Here is a 26,949-nt window from a genome sequence, read left to right as displayed (position 1 = left end):
ATTTCACAGCCATTATGATAGCGAAATACTAATAAATATCAAAGACCGGATTTGACTTATATCTTGATATTATTGGTTTTGTTGTGATTTGCAAGGAACCACTTTATAGTATCGTTCAATCCTTTCTCAAAATTTGTATTAGCTTCAAATCCAAACTCTTTCTTTGCTTTTGTAGTATCTAGCATCCTTCTTGGTTGTCCGTTCGGTTTTGTTGTATCCCAAACTATTTTTCCTTCATAACCAACTAGTTCTTTGATTTTGTTTGCCAAATCTCGTATAGATATTTCAAATCCTGCTCCAAGGTTTACAGGATCGGGTTTATTATACCTTTCAGTTGCTAGAATTATTCCTTCTGCAGCATCTTCTACATAAAGGAATTCTCTGGTTGGAGAGCCATCACCCCAGAGAATCACTTCTTTGTCTCCTTTTTCCTTTGCTTCAACAAATTTTCTTATCATTGCCGGGATAACATGGGATGTCTCAAGATCGAAATTATCTCCTGGACCATACAAATTCACTGGAAGAAGATATATTCCATTAAATCCATATTCTTGTCTGTATGCCTGAAGTTGAACAAGAAGCATTTTCTTTGCAATGCCATAAGGAGCGTTGGTTTCTTCTGGATAACCGTTCCATAAATCCTCCTCTTTGAAGGGAACGGGAGTAAATTTGGGATAGGCACAAATGGTGCCTATTTGTACAAACTTTTCAATGCTATATCTTCTAGCGTATTCTATAAGCTGTATACCCATTATTGCGTTATCATAGAAAAATTTTCCGGGATGAGCTCTGTTTGCGCCAATTCCACCAACAACTGCTGCAAGATGTATTACAATATCTGGTTTGAATTCTTCATACATTCGGACTATATCCTCAAGTTTTGTGAGATCATATTCGGGGTATTCTGGAACAAAGACTTTTTCACATTTTCTTTCTTCTTTTAGTTTTCTCACAAGGTGTTTTCCTAAGAAGCCATTTCCACCAGTTACAACGATTCGCTTAGTACTTAAATCCATCATTTTCGCGCCTCCCATATTAAATTCGAAATATCATTAGGAACTCTTTTGTCTGCGGCAACATTGGCTAACTTAACGGGCATTCCGCTCACCAATGAATTCAGTAATTTATCTAAAGAAACAGACTGAATTCCCAGGGTCTTTAAATACTCGACTGTGGTAATATCTTCTGGTATGTTTTTGCGATCCAGAACTACCATCGCTTTTCCAGCGATAAGGCTTTCCGCTACAGTGGACCAACCTGCTTTGGTTATAACATAATCAGCTGCCATAACAAAATTCTGTGATTCTGTTTCGTTTATAGGGATTGGATAGCAATTATTGGAAATCTTTGGAAAACTCGATGGGACGATGAAAGCGGTTTTTCCGTTTTTGTCAAAGAACTTTTTGAAATCATTGCTGTATTCAACAGACATTCCCATTCCGAAATATACGATGTTGTCATAATTTTTGAGCAAGTACTTTCTTATTTCTAAAGCTTTCTCTTCGTTGAAATCTCTACAGTAAAATCCTCTTTTTGTATAAGGAGATAGATCTATTTTCTCTTGAAAAGGCATCAATTGTATAAAATAATCTGCCAAGCTATACATCTGTCTTAACTGAGTTTGTTCTTTTCTTAAAATACCCTCGTACATTTTTACCCATGTAAAGTTTGTAAGTAAAAGGCTTCTAATTCCCAGGGTATTGGCAACAACAAAAGCATGAGGAACACAATCTGAAACAATAAACTGAGTTTCGAATTCTTTTAGAATGGTTACTTCGTTTGTTGTGACCTCATTGATGTGTGCCAGATAATAGCTCAAGTTAGCTTTCATCTTTTCTATGTCGGGTTCATCGAAACTTTTAAGATGAAGACCGATATCAAGTATGTTCACTTTTCCAAAGACCCGATCTTTAAAATTGGATAAGCTTTTAATTATAAAGTTCAACTGCTTTTTTTGACTTAAGAATAATATCTCTATGTTAGAATCTTCCTCGAGTATTTTACGAGCTAACGCAATAATGCGAGTCGCGTGGCCAAAGCCATGTCCAGTAACGTACCATGCAACCTTAACCTTTAAAGTTGCTTTTGTGTAATTCATACTTTGCAAGCCTCAGATCAGATTCAACCATTATTTTAACCAGTTCTTCGAAGGTTATAGTTGGTTCCCAACCAAGTTTTTGCTTTGCTTTAGTTGGATCTCCAAGGAGCAACTCAACTTCAGTAGGTCTAAAATATCTTGGATCGACTTCTACCAAAATTTCATCTGTTCCTTTTTTTATTCCTTTTTCATCTACACCTTTTCCATGCCATTCAATATCTATCCCCACATGTTTGAAAGCCAATTCGACAAATTCTCTGACGCTATGTGTCTCGCCAGTAGCAATAACAAAGTCTTCAGGTTCATCTTGCTGAAGCATCATCCACATGGCTTTCACATAATCAGGAGCATATCCCCAGTCTCTTTTAGCATCGAGATTACCAAGATACAGCTTTTTTTGAAGGCCAACAGCTATTCTTCCAGCTGCTCTGGTTATTTTTCTTGTAACGAATGTCTCACCTCTGCGTGGAGATTCATGATTAAAAAGAATACCATTGCAAGCGAAAATACCGTAGGCTTCACGGTAGTTAACAGTTATCCAATAAGCGTAGAGCTTAGCTGCAGCGTAGGGACTTCTTGGATAGAAAGATGTTGTTTCTTTCTGGGGAATTTCTTGAACTTTTCCAAAAAGTTCGCTGGTTGATGCTTGATAGAATTTAGTTTTCTTCTCAAGGCCAAGTAACCTTATGGCTTCTAGAAGTCTAAGAGTTCCTAAAGCATCTGAATTTGCTGTGTATTCTGCTGTTTCAAATGAGACTTTCACATGGCTCTGAGCGGCGAGATTGTATATTTCATCTGGTTGGATTTCTTGAAGTAAGCGTATAAGGTTTGTTGAATCTGTCATATCTCCATAGTGCAAAAAGAGATTGACATCTCTTTCGTGAGGATCTTTGTATAAATGATCTATTCGTTTTGTATTGAAACCGCTGGAACGGCGAATTACTCCATGAACTTCATAGCCTTTTTTAAGTAGAAGTTCTGCTAAATATGAACCGTCTTGACCGGTAATGCCCGTGATTAAGGTTTTCAACAAAATAACCCCTCCTTATTTAGTAACATTGATATGAAAATATTTCAAAGTATCCAAATTCTAGCTGCTATTTAATGGTTTCTTAAAAACGTTCTCGTAAACTCTTCGGGCTATTGAATTTAGGGTTTACGCCAAGCAGCCAAACCAGCGACTGTATCATTATTTTCATTTCTTACAACATACCGGATGTGTTCCAGCTTGTAATTTCCTTTGAGAATATTATTCGTTCTTCTTATCTCCCAGCGCTTTTTGTATCTTTCTGCGTGTACTTGCTTCATTGATTCAACGAAATATAAATCGGTAATAGATGTGGTGATTCTTTTGAATTTGGGCATAAATACCTCCTAGCAGATTGGCAGTTTTGCTGATTAGGCATTTAACTATATCCGTCATCTGCTATGCTCTTTTTAGTCTTCATGGTTTTTATCAGTGAATTTATCCTTATAGTAAGTATTTCGTATTCATATTGAACTGCCTTTATCTTCTCAGGATCTCCCATACCAATTGAACCACAAACTTTTAGCTGAGTAATAATCTCGTACAATGAACCGCGTGCCTGGTCAAGGAAATGTGCAAAGTCTTTTTTGGTACCTTTCCCTGATCCTTCAACGATGTATGAGGAAATAGAAACGGCAGCTCTCTGTAACTGTAAAGTTAACCCGTATTGTTTGCTCTTGAGAAACTCATGCGTTATTTCATAGACTTTCACTACCAAAGCCACTGAACTCTTCCACACTTCAAGATCTCTGAACCTTAATTTTGACATTATTTCTCATCCTTTCAAGGTCTTCAATGTGAATTTGCTATTCCACACTGCTTGTACACAAACATACTAATTCAGCCAACTTACGAACCTGTTATTTCATATTGTTCTTTCCCACCAATACGCTAATTCAGCCAATCTGCAAAGCTACTACTTTGCTACATCATCATCCATTTTCCGCTATATCCATCAAATACTTCCCATACTCTGTCTTCATGAGCGGCTCAGCCAATTTAATCAGCTGTTCCCTGTCAATAAACCCTTTTCTATAAGCAATTTCTTCTATACAAGAGATGTAAAAACCTTGTCTTTTTTGAATTGTCTCAACAAAGTTGCTTGCTTCAAGTAACCCATCATGGGTTCCGGTGTCAAGCCAGGCCATTCCGCGACCAAACAGTTCGACTTTAAGCTTTCCCATCTTCAAGTATTCTTTGTTTAAATCGGTTATCTCAAGTTCGCCGCGTGCGGAAGGTTTTAAATTCTTTGCTAATTCAACGACCTGGTTATCATAAAAGTACAAACCAGGTACAGCATAATGAGATTTTGGATATTTAGGTTTCTCCTCAAGAGATATTACATTCCCATTTTCATCGAATTCCACTACACCAAAAGCTTGAGGATTTTTGACGTAATATCCGAAAATAACAGCTCCTTCCTCTAAAGAAGCTGCTTTTTTCAACATTCCAGTTAACCCTTGGCCATAGAAAATATTATCTCCTAAAATAAGGCATACTTTATCATTTCCAATGAATTCCTCACCAACAATAAAAGCATCTGCAAGTCCCCTGGGTTTACCTTGAACAGCGTACGAAAAGTTCAATCCAATATGTGAACCATCTCCTAGAAGATTCTTGAATAAATCGATATGTTCAGGAGTAGAAATAATAAGAATATCCCTTATCCCAGCTAACATGAGAATTGATAAAGGGTAATAAATCATAGGTTTGTCATAAATAGGAAGAAGTTGCTTGGAAATTGATTTTGTTATCGGATACAATCTTGTACCAGAACCTCCGGCTAGAATAATACCTTTCATATACACCACCCACTATATATGATTTCTTGCTGTCAAAGCTCTTTCAACATAGAGCTGAGATAAGCCAATTCCCAATATTACCCAGAAGTACCCAAGAGAAGTAAATGCTAGGAAACCAGCATTCCGTGGATCATGAATAATAAAGTCACCGAAGAAAGAACTAGCTGCGAATCCTAAAATCGATGCATAGTAAATATTTTTAATAAAAGTATCCCGCATGATTTTTCCTTTCTGTAAAAACCATATTAATAAGCCAACGAATACAAAAAGACCTAATATTCCAGAAGAATTCATAATATCCAAATATTGATTATGAGAAGATCCTATTCGTACCAATCCCCTTTTGGTGTTCTCATAAACATTGCTTATAAGATAATAATTACCTACACCAATACCCTCAAAGATCTTGGTAGGGTTGTTTTTATAAATACTTAGTACATCTTTCCATATGTAAAATCTACTAAAAAGATATACGCCAGGGTTATTCACCGAAAATGCTTTTGATATCATCAGGAATAATTGTCCACCTGTGATAAAATGCACGATTAAAATTAAAAGCAAAATGATATAGAAAAGTTTTATTTTGACGCGGAACTTTGACATTAATGCGAGAACCAGCGATCCAACACCCCAGTTGATCCAAGCGCTTCTGCTGAATGTTGCAAAAACTCCAAAAGAATTAGTAAACAATGCCAAGCTTAAAACAAGAAGTATACCTTTCGATTTTTTTTCTATTCGTTTGTGAATTATTATTGCTTCGATTATTATCAAACTTAACGCCAGAAAATTGCCCAACCGAGAAGCACCTACTGAACTAGATGAGGTTCCTTTGAGGACTAATCTGGAAAAGAACCCTAATTTGTAATCAGTCAAAGCAATAATAGTCTCGGAAAACGAAACAGCAATGATAATGTAGAAAACCATATTTCTCAAAGCCAAATACATTGCTAAATCGAATTTATTAAACGTTTCAATAAGTATGGCTTGAACAGAATAAATAGTAATAAACGGAAGAGAAATTAAAAATAACCCTGCAAGGTTAAAGAAAAGTGCTTGAGGTTCAAAGGTTATTAACTCTAAATTTAGAAAAATACTTACCAAATAAGTAGAAAATAAAACAACAAAAAACGTGGTAAGTTTTTTGTTGAAGTATATTTTCCTAAAAACGAGGTACCAGAAAAAAACTATAATTAAAAGTAGCTCACCTAATCTGATGTTTTTCATTCCCGGAATAAAGTTGTAACCGTTTACTAGCCCTAGAAGAACCAGAGTACTTCCAAGCACCATTTCCTCCCATGTCTTTCGTTTAATAATTAAGAAGGTTATAAACGAAATAGCTATGAAGGCCTTCAATAGATCATTTTGTATAATATCACTCATGATGCTTTTGACTCCTTACTGATAAATTGCCCAAAATATAGAAATATATAAAAGCAAAAATAGACAAAGTCTCAATCAAAAAAGCAAGAATAATTCCCTTAAATCCTATCTCAGCTAATCCTTTTTTGTTAGATTTCCTAACTATTATGAATGCAATTGAAAACAAATATAAAATCAAAGCAATAGAGGTCAATGGTACATTTTTAAAGACCAGTAAGAAAATAGGTATCAAAATAATATCTAGTGCAATTACAAATCTACTCCTAGTTCTTATATTTTTTATTCTAAGGAAGCCAAATTTTTTTGATCTAAGTCTAGAATATTCAAATGGATGATTATACTGAAGAAGAGGGTCAAAAAAACTCTTTTTAGCTATTTTGATTGGTTGAAGAAATGATCTTGTATGAGAGGGATGATATACAATGACATTTTCAATATATTCGATCTTATAGCCAAGAGAAAGTATTCTCAAAGCCAAATCAGCGTCTTCATAGTGATAAATTCTATGTTTAGAATTGAAGTATTCTTCTGAAAATCCTCCAACTTCTTTGAAAATCTCGTTTCTTACAAAAAGGTTGCATGCAGGATAGCCGCTTTTACCATTATGTCTCATATAATGATGAAAAGGCGATAAAGCATCTTCATCTCTCGGAATAGTTTTCCCGACAATAGCCGCAATATCTGGCGAAAATTCAAAAAAATTTACAGCAGCATCTAACCAGTTTTCAGATGGGATTGTGTCATCGTCTAAAAAAGCTAGTAATTCACCTTTTGCATGCCTAGCCCCTAGATTTCTAGCATAAGCTGGTCCTTTTTGGTTTGTGTTATTAATTAATGTTAAGTTATCCTTGTTTATAAATTCGCTCAATCCGATAGTAATATCAACACTAGGATTATCATTGACAACAACAACTTCAAAGTTTTTATATGAATTCTTATAGAGAGCTTGAAGACAGTTCAATAATGCGCTTCTTCCTATGGTTGGTATAATTACGCTGACTTTAATAGAAATCTTCCTCCTTTCGTAATACAAAGCTTCACACAAACTCCTTTTGGTTGAAGGCCGAAAATAGTACTAAGCTAGTAAGTGCCAAGCTTGAGTTTCGGTTAAATATTAACTCAAGTTACGCATTTTGAATTGGCAAAGAACTCAAAAGCACTTGATTGAACAAAATAACCTGCTTCATTTTTTTGTAACCCAAAGATAGTAATTAAATCTGAGTTCTTCCAGGAAATTTTTAAGCCATATCTGGTCTTTGAAAGAACGATAGAACCTTGCTAGCATCCATATGGTAAAGGTAAGATGCACTAATTCAACATGCCTTTCCGTATTTCTCGTTAAAAAGACCTGAACCTTCATCTGTTTGGCTTCTTTGAAATAGGTCTCAATATAGCTCCCTTTTGAATAGTGATCAAGTATCTTCTGTTCAATCATGGATACGCCGCTGCAAAGGATTACTTTTACATTGTGTATCTAAGAATAGTGACAACCACAGAAGTTGTTCCTATTGTTTGTCTTCTCAATGGTCTTAGCGGCATCTTCATCCCTTTGAAAACAGCATCTATCACGGGGTTCAACCTACCGATGGCAGTATAGCCTAACTTGATGGCTTCAAAGAAAATCCAAAACAGAGTATTTCACCATACATGAGTAAGATAGTGTTTCTAAATAGGATTTTCCAGAGTATTTCAATGAACTGCTTTGTTAGATTCTCTTTTTTTGTATTGGTGTTTTTGTAGTAGGCTAAGAACAGGGCAGAGGAATAATTGAGAATGAATTTCTACTGTTCATTGCGGTCAAAGCGAACGTACTTAATAATATCCGGGAAAATCTGTGATATATTCGTGGTGGGCATGGAATTATCTTTTCGTGTGTTTTTGTCAATTACGAATATATGATGGTTCCATCCTTTTTCAATGACCTTGTTTTTTCTTCATTCTGTTAACTCGAAGTGCATAAGTTGAGTATCTAATTCATCTCGAATTAATTAAAGCTTCTGACACAATTCAGAATAAGATTTGAGAGAATTATAATTATTCTCTTGTATAGCTTTTCTTATGTAATTAACCATTTTCTCTCTCTCTGTGTCAGTGAGTTTCATTACTGAATCAAGCGCAGTGTTGATGGTCCTTGCAAGATTTTCCTTGTATAGCTCATCAACAACAAAAACATACTTGTTTACTATGTGCTTTGGTAAAATTTCTAAAGCCCCCATCATACTTGAAGTAACTGCGGGGGTTCCAGCGAAAAGTGCTTCAATAAATGCAAGCCCAAAGGAGTCATACGCTGTTGGAAAAACTGCTAAATCCATAGCCGCATAATATTTGTAAATATCATCTCCATATGCTGAAACCAGATACACACGTTTACTTATGTTGCTTCTTCTTAACCAATCATTTAGCCGCTTTTGGTTTTTCTTATTCAGCATGCCGACAATCAACACATAAATATTATTGTTATTCAACAATTCAATAGCTTTAATTATAAGATCAACATTTTTTCCACTTAAGCGATTAGCAACAGTTCCAATAACTACTGAATCAAAAGGTATAGGAAATTCCTTTGTTAATATATGTCTTGCTGTGTTTCGATATTCAAAATCAATCTTAATGTTTGGCAGAATGATTGGGTTGTAAATAACATCAATTTCGTCAATTCGATAATCATAAGTTCTAACTATTTCTTGTCTTATTAAATCGGAAACCGCAATTATTTTCTTCTTCTTTCTGAATGTTTTGAGGGTAAGGAACTCTAGCAATGTTGGAATTGGGTATAAATGACGTAGGACTCTTCTTATTCTCTTTCTTAGATATTTGCCTTTTTCTATTTCTCTGACCGCCATTGTATGAGCGCCATGTGCGACATATACTGATTTTCCTTTCGCGAATAAGTAATACCAATGAAACAAGTATAAATCAAATTTCGCGAATAGTAGATATGTTGAAAGCGAAAAATAAAATGAAATAGCCTCAACAAAGGGATTTCCCGTTATCATTGGTATCTTCTTAGGAATAATGTCTGGGAATCTGTGAGAAATATCAATATAACTTTTGCCGTAAATAAGGTATATTTCAAGATCGTGGTATTTTCCTAACTCATCAATTATTTCTGCAACGACTCTCTCTCTACCTCCTGTTTCACTTACATACGGCGAAACAATTGCAATTTTCATTTTTTTCTTTCCCCCCTGCGATTTAAAAACGCGTCTCTAAGTCCATAAAACGCAGCTTTAGCGTCAGTAAAATTTCCTTTGAAAAGCAACAAGAATATTTGCTTAGTAGTTCCTAATAAGTAAATCGGTAGAAAACTAAACCAATGGAACCATCTGCCGTTTTTTCTCATGAACAAAAAACGATTTCTTACCGAATAATATATCGCAGTTGTACTTGGAGTAGAACCAAATTCTTTGTGTTTTACCCAAGTGTTAACAACTACATAGTTTCTATAATTTTTTTTAATTGCTCTATAGCAAATATCAGTATCCTCAAATGTTAAAAAGTATTCTTCATCAAAGCCTTGCAATTTTTGTATAACTTCCTTTTTGGTGAAAAGAGCACACCCACTCAAATGATCAACGGGTAAAAACTCTATTTCTTTGCTAATTTTCGAGAAACGATTTCTGGAAGCTCTTCCTAACCAAATGTTCAATCTTCCACCGTAGTGAACTTGTTTATCTTCATCATAAGGTTCTATTCTAGGTCCAAGAAATCCAAAATTCTTAGTGTACTTTTCGATAGCAATGAACTTTTTTAATATTTCTTTATCTACCACTGTATCGTTATTTAAAATCAGCATATAATCAAAGCCCATGTTTACGGCATATCTCAATGCAACATTGTTTCCTCCAGCGTAACCGTAGTTTTTGTCGTTCTTGATAACAATGATTGACTTTTCTTTTAAATCGATGCTATTGGTTTGTGAAGGAATATGAAACTCATTATAAACAAAAAGATTATTCCATTTATTCTGTTGCGGAATATACTGCATTTTCAGCCAACTTATAATATTATTCACTGAGTTGTCGGTAGAATGATTATCGACAACAATGATGGAAAAATTGTCATAATCGATATTCAATACAGACTGCAAACATTTAATTGTATCATTAAAACCATTCCAGTTGAGAATAATAATCGCAACATTTGATGAAGGGTGTGATGACTTTGATGTGTCCAACATTCTTAACTCCTACCTTTCATGTATTGTTCTAACAATAGCAAGAAATCCTCAGGATTTTCTGCAGTCATTTCTATCGTGTCATTATTATTCACGAATTCTTTTACGAGTTTCCTTTCTGTTTCCTCTAACTCTTTTAATGAAAAGCTCCGTGGGTTCAAAAAAGAATAAGCAATCAAGAGAGGATTTCTGTAGTAAGTGAATTCGTATTTGTTTAGATTCCAAACTCTGTTGAATGCTTCTTTCTTGTCTAGTTGTTTAAAATATTTGTCTCCTGTCATATTTCTGTGTAATAAAATTATAGAATCAATTTTACACTTCTTGCAAATTTTACTCTTGATGAAATATGTATCAGTAGGCCATGAAGCTTTCTCAGTGACAAGGTTAAAAATGGGAGATAGTTTGTTAAGAGAATTGAAGAACTTTTCTTTAAAGGTACGCGAACTACCATGATGACGGAATGAAAGGGTGAATGGGCATGAAATAGCTTCAGCTCCGTTTGTTATTACCATGTCTTCAGACATATAAGTATAAACATTTGGTCTTTCTTTTAGAGCTTTCAAAACAGTGACCGTTTTTCCCGTTTCTGGAGGCGCTATCAAAACGAATGCTTTTCCTTCGAATTCTAACGCAGCTGCGCTTAAAGGCAAATAACCAAGTTCCAGCATTTTACATATTGCGAGATCTGACAGATGCAATCCGGGGGGAAGAATATTATTAACTTTCAAAGGGAGTTTGGCATAACTTTTATTGACTACAATCTCGGGAATTCTTTCGGTAAGATTTCTAAGTATTAAACGGTATTTCAAACTGCCAAATATTTGCCTATCATAATAAAGTTGATTCTCCGAATAACTTCCGTAATAATGATGAAATATCACCGAAGAGGTTCGTTTTTCATAATGCTTGATACTTTCATCCACAGTATATTTAACTATAATTGGTAGATCATTTTTTGCTTTCTCTGCGAGAAATATACCGCCGAATTTGAAGAAGTTAATCATTCTTGAATTGGTTTTTACTCCTAATAAACCTGGGATCACTTCGAATACTGTTTCTCTTTCATTCATAAAAACACCTCGCATATCATATTTTAAAAATAGTATTGAGTATTCTTTTTTCAAACTTATTTAAAGAGAATTCCTTTGCCCTTTTCAAAATCACATCATGGTGACTGACTTTCCAATTTTCATCAATAATTTTCATGATTGCTTCTGCAAGTGCTTCAGAATTCATCGGGGGCACATGCAACCCTGTTTTATTGTGCAAATTATGAAAAGTAGTACCAGTTCCCAGAATTGTAGTAATAACAGGAACACCACTTGCCATTGCTTCTAATGCTACTAATCCGAAAGCTTCTCCTCTATCTATTGAAGGTAAAACAAAAACATCAACAGTTCTATAAAGTTTTGCAAGATCAAAATATTTCAAATGAGGTAACATGAAAACTCTATTATTTAGATCGTAGTGCTTAATTAATTTTTGAATAAATGGCTTAAGTGGTCCATCACCAACAAGTATCAGTAAATACTGCTTTGGAAGTAAATTGAATGCTTTTACTAAATATTCGAGTCCTTTATAACGCCCGAACCTTCCTACGTACAAAACTAGTTTCATATTTGATGAGACCCTTAATCCATAATCTGTAAAATCGAAAAATTCACCATAAGGTGTAAATAGCTTATCATCAACAAAAAGAGGAATGATCGTCGATTTGTTCTGAAATTGGTTTAGTAAGGGGGATGTTCTTAGCATTTGAGGTGACGTTGCGATAATTTTGCCAGCTGTCGATAGAAAAGGAGAAGCAACCATATAATTAAATAAATATCCCTTGATATTTCGTGAGACAACATCTGCGTGATAAAATACATATTTTTTTGTGTTGGTTTTGCTTTTCTTACATATTAGTTCGGGAAAGCCCGATGGAAAATGAAAAATCTCAATACTTGATTTTTTGGAAAATTCTTCATAGCATCGAATAAATTTAAGGCTTATTCTAATTGGATCTTTACAAAATATACTCGCACATCTTATAACATGAACCCCGTTAATATTCTCTTTTGAAGTATGTTTGCTTCTAGAGAAGGTTATTACGTAAGAATCATAACCACGTCTGGCCGCGATTTCGGCTATTACTTTTGCAACACTTTCTACACCACCAATTTCGGGAAAGTACATCTTATTAATTGTTAAAAAGATTGGTCGGCTGTTCAATTACATAGCTCCCTTCCTGAACACAACTGTTTCGAACGTTCTAAGAATTATCTGAAGATCGAGCAGTAACGATCTATTTTTTATGTAGTAAAGATCAAAACTTAGTTTCTTTGCCTGTTCTTCAATTGTTGCAGCATATTTGTAATTCGTTTGAGCCCAACCGGTAAGTCCGGGTTTTAATTTGTGTCTATAATTATAATACGGTAGTTCTTCTGAGAGTTCCTTAGCGAACTTTGGTTGTTCTGGTCTTGGCCCCACGAAAGACATCTTTCCCATCAATATATCATAGAACTGCGGGATTTCATCCAATCTGATCGGTCTCATTAATTTTCCAATTTTTGTGAAGTTGCTCTCTTGTTGTGTAGCATATTTAGCCCCGGTTGATTCCGCATCTTTTTTCATTGACCTGAACTTATGCATGATGAAGTTATTGCCATTCAATCCAACGCGCATCTGTTTGAAAATGATTGGTAGTCCATCATCTAAGAGTATTGATAGATATATTACTAAATACACAGGGGAAAGAATAAGCATAGCAATTATTGAAATAAATAAGTCTAAAACTCTTTTTGAGGGAGTTTCTCTCACCGAACTGAATTGAATTTCATAATAATCCTTGAATTTATCTATCAGTTCAATGGGGATTCTTTTCAGGGTTTGTTCGACTATTAGTGGAAGGAACTCCACTGATTTGCCTTGTAAGCTTGCGGTTTCGAGAACAGATTCCACGGATCTGGAAAGCTTCTGGTCAGCTACAAGGATAGCATCGAAAAGGTTCAGTGAAAGAGCTTGTTCAAGAGCTACTGAAGATGGATTCATGTAGCCGTAGACTTTTACTTTTCCCATGGAAGCTTTTTCCACTTCTCGAATTATTTCTCCTATCTCAGTTTCTTTCCCTATAATGAGATAGCGCTTTGGTGGAATCAGCGATATTGCTTTTTTCATTACAAAAGTTGTGATTATAGGAAATATAAAACTAGATAAAAAAAGCGAAGAGAAAAAAACTTCTCTTGGAAGTTTTATTTTGAAAAAGAGAATTGCAATTAGTGAAAAAAGGGCACCTAAAAGAGAGCCTGTTGAATAAGCAACGAGACTGGAATTTAGAGATTGGAGATTAGAATTATCGAAACCGCGGAAAGCGTAGATTCCCAGGAATATTGATAAGTTTAAAATCGTTGCCTGAAGGAACAGGCCTGGTGTCCAGGAGCCAACAAGTAGGCTCTCAAGTATATATAGAATTACAAGGTAGCTAAGGACTAAGAAGCCTTTTATGATTCGAATAAATTGCAAATAATAGACCCCCTTGTGTTAATTATAAGACCCGATAGCGTTGCTTCGCAACGGATTTGCTGATCTTTGATCAGGATAAGCGAACCACAATACGGTTCGGATATGCGCCTTCGGCGGAAAAAAATTTAATTGATATAGACTACTTTGTTTCTAAGTATTTTGTTAGACCATTTAATTTATGTGCTAGGTTTTCACAGTCTTTAATCAAATACCGTTGTCCGTTTATCGTTGTCCGTTTATCGTTGGTGCTCGTTAATCATGTTTTGTGTAATGGCTTTCTTTAATTTAAAGAGCATCATGTTTATTCTCTCTGCTTTTTCCAGTGTATTGTCTAAATATTCTTTGGAGATGTAGTTCAATTTTTGTGCGATGAGCAATTGGGTTACTGTCTCGTTCAATGAACCTCGCGCCATATCAAGAAAGTGGCAAAAGTCTCTTTTAGTTTTTCTGGCACTGCCTTCAGAAATGTTTGATGGTATAGAAATGGCAGCTCTTCTCAATTGGTTTGTTAAAGCGAATTTTTCATCATTTGGAAAATTCCTGGTTATTTCATATATATCTTTAACATAGTCCATACTTAACTTCCAGATTTCAAGGTCCTGGAATTTGAAAGACAATTGTTGTTGATACCCCCCTAAGTGATCGTTTGCCGACTACCGTTGTCCGTTTGTCGTTTATTAAGAACAAAAACATAAGAATTGTTGACTGTTATCGTTGGTTAGGGTGTTGGGTTGGATTTTTATTCGGGCGATTGATATTGTGGTAAAAGTTTGTTAAGCGAACCTTATAAGCCTGTTTGGTGATATTAATATTAGCATATTGGGAATATATATGCAATATATAATTCGATTTATCGAAATCTAATTTGAATGAGAAATATTGCGCTAATTGGGTTTATTCGTTTGTGATCCTTATTATTCACCTTAAAATAAGTATAGAGATTTGATTGGGGGATGTCAAGAGTTGAAGTGACTGGATGCGCCAGGGACTTCCCAGCTTCGCAGGGGCTATGGTGCGCCTGGCATAACAACAACCATAGGGTCTCAAGTTATGCACTTTGAATTAACAAGGAACTCCAAAGGATGAGGACGAATCTATATTGCTTTTTACAACCAAAGCAAACATGCCTAATGACATTTGTGAGTTATTCGAGATGGGCATGGAGTTATCTTCTCATATTACTTGGTCACCACGGAACTACGATGGCTCCATACTTTTTCAATGACCTTATTTTCTTTTCTTCATTCTGTTAATTCGAAATGCATAAGTTGAAAGAGTGGGTTACTTGTTTTGTTGAATTCTGTTATGTTATTCAGATTTATTAAAAAAATTCCAACCACTGAAAGAATGCATTTTCACCCTATTTTTTCTATATTTTCTCAATGAACGTAGCAAAAGATGTATGCATAAGGCTGTTAATGCGTAAATAACGCCTGTAAATATCCAAAGAAAGGGACTGCTCTTGAGTTTTTCGAAATCAGTTATTGAACAGTAGATGGAATACAAAGAATTTATAACCATTGCTCCTGAAAGTATCCCAAATGTTACTACACGTTTTCTGGCGTTGTAGTAATCAAAACTTGGCATGCGTTGGGAACCCCCTTCTTAAAGTATCTAAAATATGTTTATGAAGTATTCTAGAATACTGTAGAATTAACACATTGCATTATAACACACATTCGAAATGTAAACACAAAATAATAGACGTATATATTTATATATGTGACCATTGGTTTAATTTGGTGTTGTATGGCAAAATATTCTAAGATAGTAAAACTGAAGATTTAGGAAAATCAAAAGGTTATGAATGAATATTGAAAGAGTAACTTTTTACTATTTCAAAAAGAATATCTCGAAAATAAATGCATACTGCTTCCCTGAAGAATTGGACTGGAAAGTAGAGAGATAGAATAAAGAGAGTGCAGATAATGACGAAGAAACTATCGCCAGAAGAAAAGATGTATGGAATTTCACAAGCTCAGTATTACAAATGGCGATAGTTTCTCGAAGGTGCCAAAGGAGGCTTGGAAAACGGGAAGGAATCCAGGGTAAAGCAGCTCGTGGTGGAAAAAAGAAGAACTTGAGAAGGTAATTGGAAAACAGACCATTGTCATTGAGACCTAAAAAAAACGGTAGTACATCCAGGCAATGGGCAATAGTGGCGCTGTTCGTTGACGAGGGATTCAGCGTTTCAAGAGCGTTGGGATATTTGAGAATTAGCCGGAGCACGTATTACTACAAGCCTAAGGGATACAGCCGAAAGACAGATGATGAAGAAATACTCAAAGAAATTGAAGAACTCAAGCGGGAACTTCCTTACTGGTGATATCGTTGAATCTGGGCGATGTTGAGGAAAAAGGGCAACAAGTTCAACCAAAAGAGGTATTTGAAGAATCCATGAGTCTACACAAAATTGCTTGATTTTTGTCCGGTTTTTCAGGGAGCATTACAGCTAAGCATGAAATATTCGAGCATTATTCGAGAAGAAACTACATCGAGACTTATTTCAAGGAAGAACTCAGATTTAATTATTTCCTTTGGATCGCTATGAGAATGATTGATATTGGTTATCTCCTTCATCCTCATCCTTTGGAATTCTTTGTTAATTCAAAGTGCATAACTTGAGTTTTCTGCTAACAATTTTCATCCAAACTCTAAAACAACAAAAGAGCCCCAATGGGCTTTTTGTTTTATGCTACCTCCTGAAAATTTGCGTGATCATTCTTAAAGTTAATAACTTTGTACCAAATAAATGTTACCTTTTTTAAAGTACTGTTGGAAATAACATACTTCTTATGATGTTTACTTCAAAGATTCACCATAAGACGCTGAACAACCAAAAATGCCCAAGTAACATTAATATAAGTTTGAAATTAGATGGCTAATTAGTGTAAAATCGTTGTTAGGCCTCATTTGATTCAATCTACGCACTTCGAACTAACAGAATGAGAAAAGAAAAATGGTCATTGAAAAAGGTATGGAACCATCGTAGTTTCGTGGTGATTAAACCACACGAAAGGATGATTCCATGCCCACCACGAATAACTCACAAATTCTCCCAGATGTCATTAAACATGTTCGCTTCACTCGTAAAGAACAGGAAAGAGCCGTTCTCAGTTATTCCTCTGCCTTGTTCATAGCAAACTACAAGAGTACCAAGAATTGGCTAAGCTGTGTGACTGCTCTCAATCTTCCTGGATGAGACTATGATCAAATAATGTGGAAATAGAATCGAAAGTCTTGGTAAGTTCTATTCCGCAATAGAGAGTAATCCTTTGTAGCGACACATCCATGACTGAGCAGGAGATACTCGAGCATTATTCAAAGCTATATCGAGACCCATTTCAAGGAAATCAAGCAAAACTTTTTGACTAAAGGCTCAAACGCTTCGACCAGAAACGAAAAAAATAGCTCACCTTCACTGTGTAGATAATAGCGAGACTCTATCGCTTCGCCAAAGACCGTATTGGACTATGAGATTTCTTGGAAGAACCCAGATTCAACTACTATCTTTGGATCGCTATTAAAATGATTGACGTTGGTTATCCCATACGTCCTCATCCTTTGGAGTTCTTTGTTAATTCAGAGTGTATAACTTAAGATTTGAATTTAGGAGGGAACTAATGGATAAAAAATTAAACCAAAGAAAAGTATTTACACCCGAAGAGAAGGCTTCAATTGTTCTAGAAGGATTAAAACAGTCAACAAGCATTTCCAGGATATGTAAAAAATATGGAATTTTTAAAACTCAATACTATCGATGGAAAAAGAAATTTATCGAAGGTGGAATTGAAAACTTAAGAGACCATAGGAAAAGCGAAAATAATAAGCATATGAAGCTTATGAAATGTGTTAAGACCACTGAAAATATGCGAATGGTCATCGATTTTTTGAAATGCAAATACTCCATTGAAGAGTTACAGGATTTAGTTGACACACTAGTTTCTTTGAACCTAACATTGGAAGAAGCTCTGTCTAGTATAGGAATGAACAAAAGTACCTATTATTACAATCATTCGAAGAAAAAGGTATAACTAACCCAAACTATTCACTTAAAAGATATTGGATTCAGAGAGCTTACTGGACGACAAGTCGAGTGGCATTATTTGGTGGTATCGTTATGGCAATCGTCGCTGTGCTTTTGAAGTTCCTTATGCCTTGATTCTTAGACGCGTAAATAAAAAAACTGCATTAAGTTTTGAAAGGAGGAGAATCATGATGAAAAAATGTTTTTTAATCTTTCTTTTTAGCATAGTTGTTTCGCTAGCATTATTCGCACTTTCATTCAATCCTCTTAGTTATTTAGAATGGCCCTCGGATATTTTATTACAAGACTACACACTGAAAACAGGTATTGATTTTGACTATCCTCAGTCTAATTTCTTAGGGAATTGTGCCTTGAGATTTGAGCATTCGATATTTGCTATTGCCGCAGGAGTAAAAGGGTCAATCAACAAAGATTTTGATTTTGAAAATGCGGAGTTTGAATCTTCGGCGGCTGTAGCAATCAGACTTGGTTCGCTATATTTAGCGGCAGCAGCTCCTCTGAATGTTTTAAATGGTTTCAATATTTCTCAAATTCCTAAACTTTCCATGGGGTTGATTGCAAAAAGTTATAAAAATGGGAACATTTCCAGATTGGATATAGCATATATGCCGAACGATCTATTGATTGATGATGGTGGAACAGTTGTTTTCAATGAAGCTTTCGATCCCAAAGATGCAAAAGCAGGCTTAATCCTCTATTCGGAAAATATCAGCAGTGATAACAAAGCTGCAATCGGATTAAGTTTCATTATAGAGAACTTGAAGTCGGCTGATGATGGAGTTTTATATTTTAGCACCGACTTCTTGTTAGGAGGCAAAACGTTCGGGTATCTTGCAGGATATTCGAACCTCAACGATGAACCAGTGGTTAAAGCGGGAATAGGCATCAACCTTGGTAAGCTGAATTTTTGGATAATAGGCCGTTTCTACAAAACATTTGATTATAATAATTTAAATTTAAAAGATGTGAAAGTTTCTGCTACGCTGGAATTTTAAATCCAATTTAGTTAGTTGTATAGCAAAATAAAAATGGTTCTTCAGCCGAAGTGGGAAAAGATTAGAGAAGAGCGGGTCTAGGGTTTGGGGTCTGGGGTGTAGAAATACCCGAGAGAACCGTTTACCGTTGTTTGTTTTTCGTTGACCGATAAGCGCAGAAGAACGAGATTCGATGTTTGAGATTGGAGATTAGGTTCGAGAATCCGAGAACCGAGAAGGCGAGAGGGCCGCTGCGCGGCGGAAGTGCTGGACTGTGTCCAGGAGGCTATGCGCTGCGGAGCAGCGGGGCGAATCCCTTCGGGATTGACACGACCGGCTAAGCCGGTGTCACGAACTCCTGCGGAGTTGTAGCGAACTGCTTCGCAGTTGATTTTCCTTAAAATAAGTCACAGCGGTACAAAACTATCATTCCAGACTTGATCCGGAATCTCATCTTTTCTAGATCTCTAAATTCCAACCACCGGATCTCGGTTCTCGATGATTACGTACAACACACAACATACAACCGACAACGGTCATTGAGATTCGAGAGGGCTAATTTGGTTGGTGGCGGTGGGCAGGTTCGAACTGTCGGTTTTACGGGCATGATTCGATATTTTAGAAATCTGGCAACGCCACAGGGAATCGAACCCCGACTTTTGGACTGAGAATCCGATTGGGTACAGAACAATTGCGAGGTTGTCGGTTGGGAATTATTTGATGAGTGGAAGCCCTTTTGGGGTTGTCATGTCAGCTAGCAGATGTGATTTGTATCCTGTAATGAAAGATAAGAGAGAAACTGCTTTAATGTGCTCTTTTTTTGATATTTTGAATGCGATAACTAATAGTATGGATAGTACCAACCAACTGTGGAAGAAACTCCTATGATTTGGATTTCTTGCTGGTTCAAGTAAATCTGGTAGAATACCGCTTCAGTTCTTCATTTCTTCCAAAGAGGTCTGTTTGTAGTTCATATAATGAGCCCTTAGCTATATTAAGAAATCTTACGAAGTCTTTTGTTGAATCTCTGCCCTTTCCTTCTGCTATGTTAGATACCGCAGCTCTTCTTATGTGGAGGCCGACGCTCACGAGGTTGAGGCTTGCAAACGTTGTCAGCTGATGGAGCGATGCTTTCAGAAGCTGAGGCCCTTATCGATCAACGAAAAACGGATAACGGTAAACGGTGTTTTGAATACCGAAAATGATAAAAGGGACGCTTTTGCGTCCCTTCTTTGTATAAAATACCTCTGAAAGGGGTTTGGGAATTTTAGAATGCAACGCCGAATGATACGTAAGGTACCTCGAAGGGGTTAAAGCGATTCAAATTTGCCACAAAAGAACCAGAGCTCATTCCTGCTTCTACAAAGAATTTAGAAAGTTTCATGCCGACACCAAATCTTGTAAGCAGATACAAATCCGCAAAATCGATAAATCCCTTAGCATAATCCAAAAGCTTAGGAAGTGGAGAAAGTACCTGACCTTTTAAGTAGAAAATAAGAATTGGAATCTTAAAATTAACACCGAGAGATACCTTCGGTCTAGCAAACTGATAAAAATCTCCCGTAAAGTTGTCGTAGCGTCCAACGAGGAATTGCGCAGTGAAAAATGCCAGATCTACCTGGGTAAATACACTGGCACCGGAGAAATCATCAAAGTTAATTTCAAGCTCATCCAATTCAAATTCATCAAGAGAAACGGTGACTCCATACAAATCCGCCCCTACACCAAAGAAAATATCGCTGGCAAAAAACATACTGGTTAGACCAAGAATCATTATCAATATGCCAATCCTTTTCATGCTTTCACCTCCCTGTTGTTGTATTCATCTATATTATACATGCACAGCCGCAAACAGGTGAAACTAAAAAGGAGTTCAAAAACCTTAAGATGTTAAAATTCAACGAAGTTTTTGCATTAATCATATTATTAGTACATATGATTTATTCGTATATACCACATAAAATGATTCTCATTTAGATATATTGTTCAAATTACTCTTTATAAACAACACAGAATACAGCATTCTTTTACTGACTTTTTACAAGGACTAATCTCAAAACGAGATCCGGGGATCGAGATTCGAGAAAAACTGTTGTAGGTTGTGGGTTGTTGGTTGTAGGTGATAATCGAGTGCCGAGATCCGAGAGAGCTGCTGAGCGGCAATAAAAACCGTTGTCGGTTGTGGGTTGTTGGTTGTAGGCGAAGATCAAAAGACAAGAAATAAAAGACACTCGCAAAGCTGTCAGCTGATGGAGCAATGTTCGAAGTCTGAAGTTCATATCAGTCAACGGAAAACGGATAACGGCAAACGGCTCTTCATGTTTTTCCCGGTTCTCGGACTCTCGGATCTTGATTATCACCTACAACCAGCAACCCACAACCTACAACGTTTTTTATGCTTAACCAGATATCTCCTTGATTTGCTTTTTGAGATTTGCCATCTCTATCGCTACCATAGCCGCTTCAAAGCCTTTGTTTCCTGATTTTATGCCCGCTCTATTTAGGGCCTGTTCAACGGTGTCAGATGTGATAATTCCAAAAGATACAGGTGTGTCTACTTCCAGGTTAATTGCTGCAATACCCTTCGAGACTTCATTGGCAACAACATCAAAGTGATATGTCTCGCCACGGATAACTGCGCCAAGTGCAACTATCGCATCATGTCCTTTCCTGAGAGCAATTGTCCTTATGATGTGCGGCATTTCCATAGCACCAGGAACCCAGATGATATCAACGTTTTCATCTCTAACTCCGTGTCTCTTCAAAGCGTCCAGAGCTCCATCCAAAAGTTCCTTTGTAACGGCAGAATTGAACCTCGAAATCACTATAGCGATTTTTAGTCCTTCTCCATAATATTTTCCTTCGAAAACTCTCACTTTTTGAGCACCTCCTTCAATACATGACCCATTTTTTCCATTTTTGTCATCAGATAAAAGTGGTTGTGTGGTGTTACTTCACCGAAGACATTTCTTGTTTCATCGACAATGATGGAGTAATGTTTCAGTTGACTAAGCTTATCCGGGTTATTTGATAGAAGTATGATCCTTTGCACTCCAAGTGCTCTCAACATTTGCGCAGCAACGCCATAATCTCTCATATCCTCCGGAAATCCAAGGGCGATGTTCGCATCGACTGTATCCATACCACTATCCTGAAGGTGGTATGCTTTTATCTTGTTGCGAAGTCCGATCCCACGTCCTTCCTGTCTGAGATACAGTATGATGCCTCTTCCCTGGGATTTTATATAATTCATTGCGTTTTGAAGCTGTGATCCGCAATCACACCTCAACGACCCCAACGCATCACCAGTAAGGCATTCAGAATGTATCCTTACAGGTACCGGTTCTTTTGAAATATCTCCATAAATAATGGCTGTATGTTCCAGAAAATCGTAATTGTTATCAAAAGAAACGATCTGGAAGGTTCCAAATTTTGTTGGCAGAGATGCGATTGATACTACCTTAACCAGTTGTTTGCTCTTTGTGTATTCTTGGATAACTTGATTGCGTGTAATGATGAGAAAACCATTCTTTTTCGCGTGTTGTTTGGTAAAGTCTATGTTGTGTGAGTTTCCATGGCTGTCGAGAATCTCAATTATGATCGCTGATCTCGAGAATCCGCATAATTCCATTAATTCAAGCGACAACTCTGTATGACCCTGTCTTTTGTTGAGACCCACGCCTCCAAGAAGGTGTACATGACCCGGATATCGAAAAGCGTTTATATTTTCCCCTTTTGCAAGTGCTCGAATCGTCTTTGCACGATCACTCGCGGAGATCCCGGTCCCTGCATCAAAATGATCGACAGGGACAAAGAAATTCGTTTCGCTATTTCGTGAAGGAAGTTTGAAAAAACCTTTCTCAAAAAGTGTGTGTTCATCCATTGCAACACACAGCATTCCTTTGCCATCTATCATCGTGTTTATAACAGAAGCGTTTGCAAGTTCAGATGGAAAGATAAGATCTGCTTCCATCTCGCGTTTGTCATCTATAAGTACAACTGGTTTTCCTTCCAAAAAAGCCTTTCTGATCTTAGCTATGTCCATGTATTCACCCCCTGTAAATTCCTCTTAGGTATCGCGCAATGACGTCTATCTCGTAATTCACCAGGTCACCCGGTTGAAGCGCTTTGAGGTTTGTATTTTCGAATGTATGGGGTATGACTTGCACGGTAAATGTATCGAGATCTATCCGCGCAATTGTAAGGCTGATTCCATTAATTGCAATCGATCCTTTTTCGGCAACTCCCCAACGTTCTTTAGGCATGGAGAAGGTCATCCATGTTGTTTCTCCCTCTTTCAAACTCCTTAAGAATTTGATTGTGCCATCAATATGTCCTGTAACTATATGGCCATCGAATCTTCCGTTAGCGGGTAGCGCACGTTCTATATTCACTTCCCTCCTGTTCCACATGCCAAGGTTTGTGCGTTTGAGCGTTTCCTGCCCACAGGTGAAGATAATGTGCCTTCCAACAGTTGTTGCTGTAAGGCATACACCGTTTACTGCAATACTGTCACCTATCTTCACATCATCGAAGGGATTCTCAACAACTAACGTGTTTCCACGTATCTCCATTTTTGAAACATATTCCACTATTCCTGTGAACATGGTATCAACTCCCAGTAGATATCGGGGTGGTGCACTTCTACTTTCTTTGTGGTGAATCCTTTGAAATCACATTCAAATGGGGAAAGTCCATTCCCAAAGACTACTGGTGCGTAAAAGAGATGGATTTTATCTGCGTGCTTGATAAATTGCGAAGCAACATTTGCACCACCTTCAACGAGGATAGAGTCCATCCCCATTTTCCCAAGTGTTTTCAATATCGATTCTGGAGATAAATCATCCCTTCTGATAACTTCAACATTTTCTGGCCAATATTCATTCGAGGATGTGAAGATAATTGTTCTTCCTTCTAAGGCAAAGAGTTTTAGATCCATCTTCGCAGTTTTCCCGGATCTATCGAGGATGACACGGATAGGATTCCTTTTGCAAAAGGGATATCTACAGGTCAAAAGAGGGTCGTCAGAGATAGCGGTTGTTGCTCCAATCATTATCGCTGAATAATAATTTCTCAATCTATGAACCTTTTCTGTAGCGCGATCTGAAGTGATTCTTTCACGTTTTCCACGTTTTTTTGCGATAAACCCATCAAGACTCATAGCTAATTTCAATGCAACAAAAGGCATTCTTGTTTTCATATATTTTGTGAAGACCTCGATCAATTCCTTTGCTTCGCCTTCTAAAATCCCATGCTTCACATGTATTCCAGCGTTCATAAGCTTTCTTTTACCACCTCCGTGAACCATGGGATTTGGATCCAAGGTTCCAATGTACACTGCCGAGAATCCTTCTTCTATGATCCTATCCACACAAGGTGGCGTCTTTCCATAATGAACGCAGGGCTCGAGTGTCACGTACATCTCAGCTCCCTTGATGTCATATCCCAATTTTTTCGCGTTTTCAATGGCCACGATCTCTGCGTGTCTTCCACCGAAGTATTCATGGTAACCAGTAGATAAAATCTTTCCGTTTTTGACGATTACAGCCCCGACAAGAGGGTTAGGATTTACCAATCCTTCTCCTTTCTTCGCCTCTTCGATAGCAAGTTTCATAAATTTTTCGTCCATATCGATTCCTCCAAAAAAAGTCCCCGGAATTTTCCGGGGACTTTTTGAATTCAATGTCACAATATACATTTAGACTGTCTCTCTTCTCCTCCCATCCGGACTTTCACCGTCGGCTCCGGAATTTCACCGGATCAACTCCTTTTAGGAGCTCGCGGGCTTTCACCGCCGGTCGGGAATTTCACCCTGCCCCGGAGAATTTTTCTATATTCAGTTTTATCTATTTTAACACACCATCGTCAACTGTATCGGCATTTTCTGTTATTCCATTCTGATCAAAGAAAAAATCTGTTGATTATTTACCGTTTGTCGTTGACCGTTGACCGAAAGAGCCTCTTCTTGGAAAGAGCGGGTTTAGGGTATAGGGTCTGGGGTCTAGGGTGTAGGGATATTCGAAAGAACCGCTTTCTGTTGTCCGTTTTCCGTTGACTGATAAGAGCTTCAGCTTCCGCAAGCGTCCTGCTTTTCTCGCTCTCTCGGTCCTCAATGTTTTTTCGAACAACCTACAACCCACAACCTACCACCTACAACAGTTTTTCTCGACCTCCCGCTATTTTATAAATTCGTATAACTTTTCGAGAAAGAGGTCGGGTTTTTCTACATTCACACTGTGACCGCAGTCGGGAATCACTTCGACTTTTGCGTTTTTCATAACCTGTTCAAATTCCCTCGCCATGGCTTCGGAAATTATGAGGTCTTGTTTCCCCACCAGGATTTTAAAGGGGATTTCCAGATTTTTCAACTCTTCCCTGTAATCATATTTTTCAAGGGCTTTTGCATTTTCGACGAAGCATTGAGGTTTCATCAGGAGGGCATCGGCGACGAGTTCATCGATGAAAGAGTCGATGGAACGGGTAGGCATTGTACCGATAAGGGCTTTTTTCAACAAATCTGCATTGCTTTTGTATAGTTCAAGAGCTGCATAGGCTTCGGGGGCAGCCTTGTAGCCTGAAGGTGGTGCTGGGTCAATGAGCAGAACTTTTTCAATCATTTCCTGGTTATCGATTGTTAGCTTCTGCACAACAGCACCCCCAAGGGAATGACCCACCACGATGGCTTTGTCGATCTTTAGTTTTTTCATAAACCCGGAGACATAACGAGCATAACTCTCTATCGTGATTTCATCTATCCAATCGGAGCGACCAAAATTCGGCATATCAAGGGCAATACCGCGGTAATCATCAGAAAGCCTGTCGAGAACCGGTTTGAACCAGCGCCAGGAAGCAAAATTGCCGTGTATGAACATTATGGTCTTTTTTGCATTCTTGTTGACTTCGACGTAATGGATTTTCTTTCCCAGCACATTTATGAATTCGCCTTCAGCTTTTTTCCTCTTTGCGAAGTGCCTTTTCAAAGCTGTATATGGCCTCCAGAGATATTTTATGTTGAATATCTGCAGTGCATAGGCCAGTCCTCGCGGGAAGAAGAGCACAACCAGCACGAGAAGCACGCCGAAGATGATAGACATGGGAATTTGCGTCCTGCTGAATAGAAAGGGCATAGCGACCATGATGACGGAGCCTATGAAACTGCCTGAAAGCGATGCCAACCCTCCAATAACGATGATAGCAAGAAGGTTTATGGAGTTACCAAGGCCAAAATCGGTGGGCGATATATATCCTATTGTATGGGCATAAAGGCTCCCGGCGAATCCAGCGTACACTGCACTGATAACAAATGCTATGAGTTTGTATCTGGAAATGTTGATACCCATGGACTGAGCAGCAAATTCGCTCTCTCTAATGGCTTTGAAGGCTCTACCGGTCTTTCCTTTTAAAATATTCGCTGTGAAGATATAGATCAGGAATGTTACCACAGCTATAAGATAGTATTTCGCCGTATCGGATGCAAGCGATATACCCGGAAGTTTTGGTGGGACAATATTCCTGATACCTATGTTACCACCGGCGTAATCCCATGACTTTAGTAATTGTTCCACCACGACGCAGAAGGCCATCGTGGCGATGGCAAGATAGAAGCCCTTCAATCTGAGAGCGGGTATGCCAAGCAAAAAGCCGAAGATTCCTGATACAACACCAGCACCCAGAAAGGCGATCAGAAAGGGAACGTGGAAGTTCATGGTGAGCAGTGCAGAAAAATAGGCGCCAATGGCCATAAAAGCAGCATGGCCTATGGATATCTGCCCCGCATAGCCAATTACTATGTTGAGCCCCAGGGAGGCGAGTGTGTAGACGAGGACTAGCGAGAATATCGTCATCATGAAGGGCTGACCGGTGAAAATGAGTGGAAGTACAAAAAAAAGGAGTGCTGTCATTACCCATTGCCTGTTTTTATATAGAATACCTTGCATAG

Annotated in this window: 28 protein-coding genes, 1 pseudogene and 1 riboswitch; of the genes and pseudogenes, 4 read left to right on the top strand and 25 right to left on the bottom strand. The window is 37.5% G+C overall.

The window, feature by feature from the left end:
* Positions 1-56: 56 nt before the first annotated feature.
* The 9 genes from IX53_RS00995 to IX53_RS00955 form a co-directional block, all read right to left on the bottom strand.
* Complete coding sequence (locus IX53_RS00995) at positions 57-1,016, bottom strand: GDP-L-fucose synthase family protein (protein ID WP_047755334.1); 960 nt, start codon at positions 1,014-1,016, stop codon at positions 57-59.
* A complete protein-coding gene (locus IX53_RS00990) occupies positions 1,016-2,098 on the bottom strand; it encodes a hypothetical protein (RefSeq protein WP_047753765.1) in 1,083 nt (360 codons plus the stop codon). The genes IX53_RS00995 and IX53_RS00990 overlap by 1 nt, the downstream gene beginning before the upstream one ends.
* A complete protein-coding gene (gene gmd / locus IX53_RS00985; protein ID WP_047753764.1) occupies positions 2,067-3,131 on the bottom strand; it encodes a GDP-mannose 4,6-dehydratase in 1,065 nt (354 codons plus the stop codon). The genes IX53_RS00990 and gmd overlap by 32 nt, the downstream gene beginning before the upstream one ends.
* Before the next feature lie 116 nt (positions 3,132-3,247).
* Entirely contained in the window at positions 3,248-3,463 is a 216-nt protein-coding gene (locus IX53_RS00980; protein ID WP_047753763.1) for a hypothetical protein, read from the bottom strand.
* Positions 3,464-3,504: 41 nt separating this feature from the next.
* Positions 3,505-3,894, bottom strand: a complete 390-nt coding sequence (locus IX53_RS00975; RefSeq protein WP_047753762.1) for a four helix bundle protein — start codon at positions 3,892-3,894, stop codon at positions 3,505-3,507.
* A 163-nt stretch (positions 3,895-4,057) separates the two neighbouring features.
* Positions 4,058-4,927, bottom strand: coding sequence for a glucose-1-phosphate thymidylyltransferase RfbA (gene rfbA, locus IX53_RS00970; RefSeq protein ID WP_047753761.1), 870 nt, complete (start codon positions 4,925-4,927; stop codon positions 4,058-4,060).
* A gap of 12 nt (positions 4,928-4,939) precedes the next feature.
* Positions 4,940-6,214, bottom strand: coding sequence for an O-antigen ligase family protein (locus IX53_RS00965; RefSeq protein ID WP_169746177.1), 1,275 nt, complete (start codon positions 6,212-6,214; stop codon positions 4,940-4,942).
* Positions 6,215-6,299: 85 nt separating this feature from the next.
* Positions 6,300-7,340, bottom strand: coding sequence for a glycosyltransferase family 2 protein (locus IX53_RS10405; protein WP_053001083.1), 1,041 nt, complete (start codon positions 7,338-7,340; stop codon positions 6,300-6,302).
* A 150-nt stretch (positions 7,341-7,490) separates the two neighbouring features.
* Positions 7,491-7,742, bottom strand: a complete 252-nt coding sequence (locus tag IX53_RS00955; protein ID WP_047753759.1) for a hypothetical protein — start codon at positions 7,740-7,742, stop codon at positions 7,491-7,493.
* Here IX53_RS00955 and IX53_RS10955 point away from each other — a divergent pair.
* On the top strand, positions 7,716-7,904 hold the full coding sequence (locus tag IX53_RS10955; RefSeq protein ID WP_169746176.1) for a hypothetical protein: 189 nt from the start codon (positions 7,716-7,718) through the stop codon (positions 7,902-7,904). The two genes, IX53_RS00955 and IX53_RS10955, sit on opposite strands and share 27 nt — an antisense overlap.
* Before the next feature lie 391 nt (positions 7,905-8,295).
* Here IX53_RS10955 and IX53_RS00950 read toward each other — a convergent pair whose 3' ends face one another.
* The 7 genes from IX53_RS00950 to IX53_RS00920 all read right to left on the bottom strand — a co-directional run bounded on the left by IX53_RS00950 (position 8,296) and on the right by IX53_RS00920 (position 15,575).
* On the bottom strand, positions 8,296-9,480 hold the full coding sequence (locus IX53_RS00950; protein ID WP_047753758.1) for a glycosyltransferase family 4 protein: 1,185 nt from the start codon (positions 9,478-9,480) through the stop codon (positions 8,296-8,298).
* On the bottom strand, positions 9,477-10,484 hold the full coding sequence (locus IX53_RS00945; protein ID WP_169746175.1) for a glycosyltransferase family 2 protein: 1,008 nt from the start codon (positions 10,482-10,484) through the stop codon (positions 9,477-9,479). Before IX53_RS00945 ends, IX53_RS00950 begins: the two co-directional genes overlap by 4 nt.
* Before the next feature lie 5 nt (positions 10,485-10,489).
* On the bottom strand, positions 10,490-11,608 hold the full coding sequence (locus tag IX53_RS00940; RefSeq protein ID WP_156173069.1) for a hypothetical protein: 1,119 nt from the start codon (positions 11,606-11,608) through the stop codon (positions 10,490-10,492).
* The gene (locus tag IX53_RS00935; protein WP_156173068.1) at positions 11,571-12,662 is read right to left on the bottom strand and encodes a glycosyltransferase; all 1,092 of its coding nucleotides are present in this window, start codon (positions 12,660-12,662) and stop codon (positions 11,571-11,573) included. The genes IX53_RS00940 and IX53_RS00935 overlap by 38 nt, the downstream gene beginning before the upstream one ends.
* 36 nt (positions 12,663-12,698) lie before the next feature.
* Positions 12,699-13,988 carry an exopolysaccharide biosynthesis polyprenyl glycosylphosphotransferase gene (locus tag IX53_RS00930; RefSeq protein WP_053001082.1) on the bottom strand — a complete coding sequence of 430 codons (1,290 nt, stop codon included), beginning with the start codon at positions 13,986-13,988 and terminating at the stop codon, positions 12,699-12,701.
* Between the two features lie 236 nt (positions 13,989-14,224).
* The gene (locus IX53_RS00925) at positions 14,225-14,605 is read right to left on the bottom strand and encodes a four helix bundle protein (RefSeq protein ID WP_053001081.1); all 381 of its coding nucleotides are present in this window, start codon (positions 14,603-14,605) and stop codon (positions 14,225-14,227) included.
* 691 nt (positions 14,606-15,296) lie between these two features.
* A complete protein-coding gene (locus IX53_RS00920) occupies positions 15,297-15,575 on the bottom strand; it encodes a hypothetical protein (protein ID WP_047753754.1) in 279 nt (92 codons plus the stop codon).
* Between the two features lie 341 nt (positions 15,576-15,916).
* Between IX53_RS00920 and IX53_RS10730 the strand changes: the two are divergent.
* Positions 15,917-16,311: pseudogene (locus tag IX53_RS10730) on the top strand (IS3-like element ISKol7 family transposase); the annotation flags it as partial.
* A 113-nt stretch (positions 16,312-16,424) separates the two neighbouring features.
* Here the strand turns inward: IX53_RS10730 and IX53_RS10850 are convergent.
* Positions 16,425-16,568: a hypothetical protein gene (locus IX53_RS10850; RefSeq protein ID WP_169746174.1), complete on the bottom strand. Its 144-nt coding sequence runs from the start codon at positions 16,566-16,568 to the stop codon at positions 16,425-16,427.
* Between the two features lie 1,043 nt (positions 16,569-17,611).
* Here IX53_RS10850 and IX53_RS10400 point away from each other — a divergent pair.
* Together IX53_RS10400 and IX53_RS00905 are read left to right on the top strand one after the other, a co-directional pair.
* Complete coding sequence (locus tag IX53_RS10400) at positions 17,612-18,022, top strand: transposase (protein WP_053001080.1); 411 nt, start codon at positions 17,612-17,614, stop codon at positions 18,020-18,022.
* Between the two features lie 181 nt (positions 18,023-18,203).
* The gene (locus IX53_RS00905; RefSeq protein WP_047753752.1) at positions 18,204-19,031 is read left to right on the top strand and encodes a hypothetical protein; all 828 of its coding nucleotides are present in this window, start codon (positions 18,204-18,206) and stop codon (positions 19,029-19,031) included.
* Between the two features lie 692 nt (positions 19,032-19,723).
* Here the strand turns inward: IX53_RS00905 and IX53_RS11210 are convergent.
* From IX53_RS11210 to IX53_RS00870, 8 genes are all read right to left on the bottom strand, one after another.
* Entirely contained in the window at positions 19,724-19,936 is a 213-nt protein-coding gene (locus IX53_RS11210) for a metal-dependent hydrolase (RefSeq protein ID WP_082128424.1), read from the bottom strand.
* Positions 19,917-20,126, bottom strand: coding sequence for a four helix bundle protein (locus IX53_RS10720; protein ID WP_276325223.1), 210 nt, complete (start codon positions 20,124-20,126; stop codon positions 19,917-19,919). Before IX53_RS10720 ends, IX53_RS11210 begins: the two co-directional genes overlap by 20 nt.
* Before the next feature lie 151 nt (positions 20,127-20,277).
* Entirely contained in the window at positions 20,278-20,808 is a 531-nt protein-coding gene (locus tag IX53_RS00900) for a hypothetical protein (RefSeq protein WP_047753751.1), read from the bottom strand.
* Positions 20,809-21,409: 601 nt separating this feature from the next.
* Positions 21,410-21,886 (bottom strand): 6,7-dimethyl-8-ribityllumazine synthase, encoded by a 477-nt coding sequence (gene ribH, locus IX53_RS00895; RefSeq protein WP_047753750.1) that lies wholly within the window; start codon positions 21,884-21,886, stop codon positions 21,410-21,412.
* Entirely contained in the window at positions 21,883-23,055 is a 1,173-nt protein-coding gene (locus IX53_RS00890; protein WP_047753749.1) for a bifunctional 3,4-dihydroxy-2-butanone-4-phosphate synthase/GTP cyclohydrolase II, read from the bottom strand. The genes ribH and IX53_RS00890 overlap by 4 nt, the downstream gene beginning before the upstream one ends.
* 4 nt (positions 23,056-23,059) lie before the next feature.
* The gene (locus IX53_RS00885) at positions 23,060-23,617 is read right to left on the bottom strand and encodes a riboflavin synthase (protein WP_047755329.1); all 558 of its coding nucleotides are present in this window, start codon (positions 23,615-23,617) and stop codon (positions 23,060-23,062) included.
* Entirely contained in the window at positions 23,602-24,639 is a 1,038-nt protein-coding gene (gene ribD, locus IX53_RS00880; protein ID WP_082128565.1) for a bifunctional diaminohydroxyphosphoribosylaminopyrimidine deaminase/5-amino-6-(5-phosphoribosylamino)uracil reductase RibD, read from the bottom strand. The genes IX53_RS00885 and ribD overlap by 16 nt, the downstream gene beginning before the upstream one ends.
* A gap of 79 nt (positions 24,640-24,718) precedes the next feature.
* Positions 24,719-24,839: riboswitch (FMN riboswitch) on the bottom strand.
* A 347-nt stretch (positions 24,840-25,186) separates the two neighbouring features.
* Positions 25,187-26,947 (bottom strand): alpha/beta fold hydrolase, encoded by a 1,761-nt coding sequence (locus IX53_RS00870; protein WP_047753747.1) that lies wholly within the window; start codon positions 26,945-26,947, stop codon positions 25,187-25,189.
* Between the last annotated feature and the right edge of the window lie 2 nt (positions 26,948-26,949).

The organism is Kosmotoga pacifica (assembly GCF_001027025.1).
Taxonomy (GTDB): Bacteria; Thermotogota; Thermotogae; order Petrotogales; family Kosmotogaceae; genus Kosmotoga_B; species Kosmotoga_B pacifica.
The sequence above is the reverse complement of the archived record's forward strand: the minus strand, read 5'-3'. Positions and strand labels throughout refer to the sequence as shown.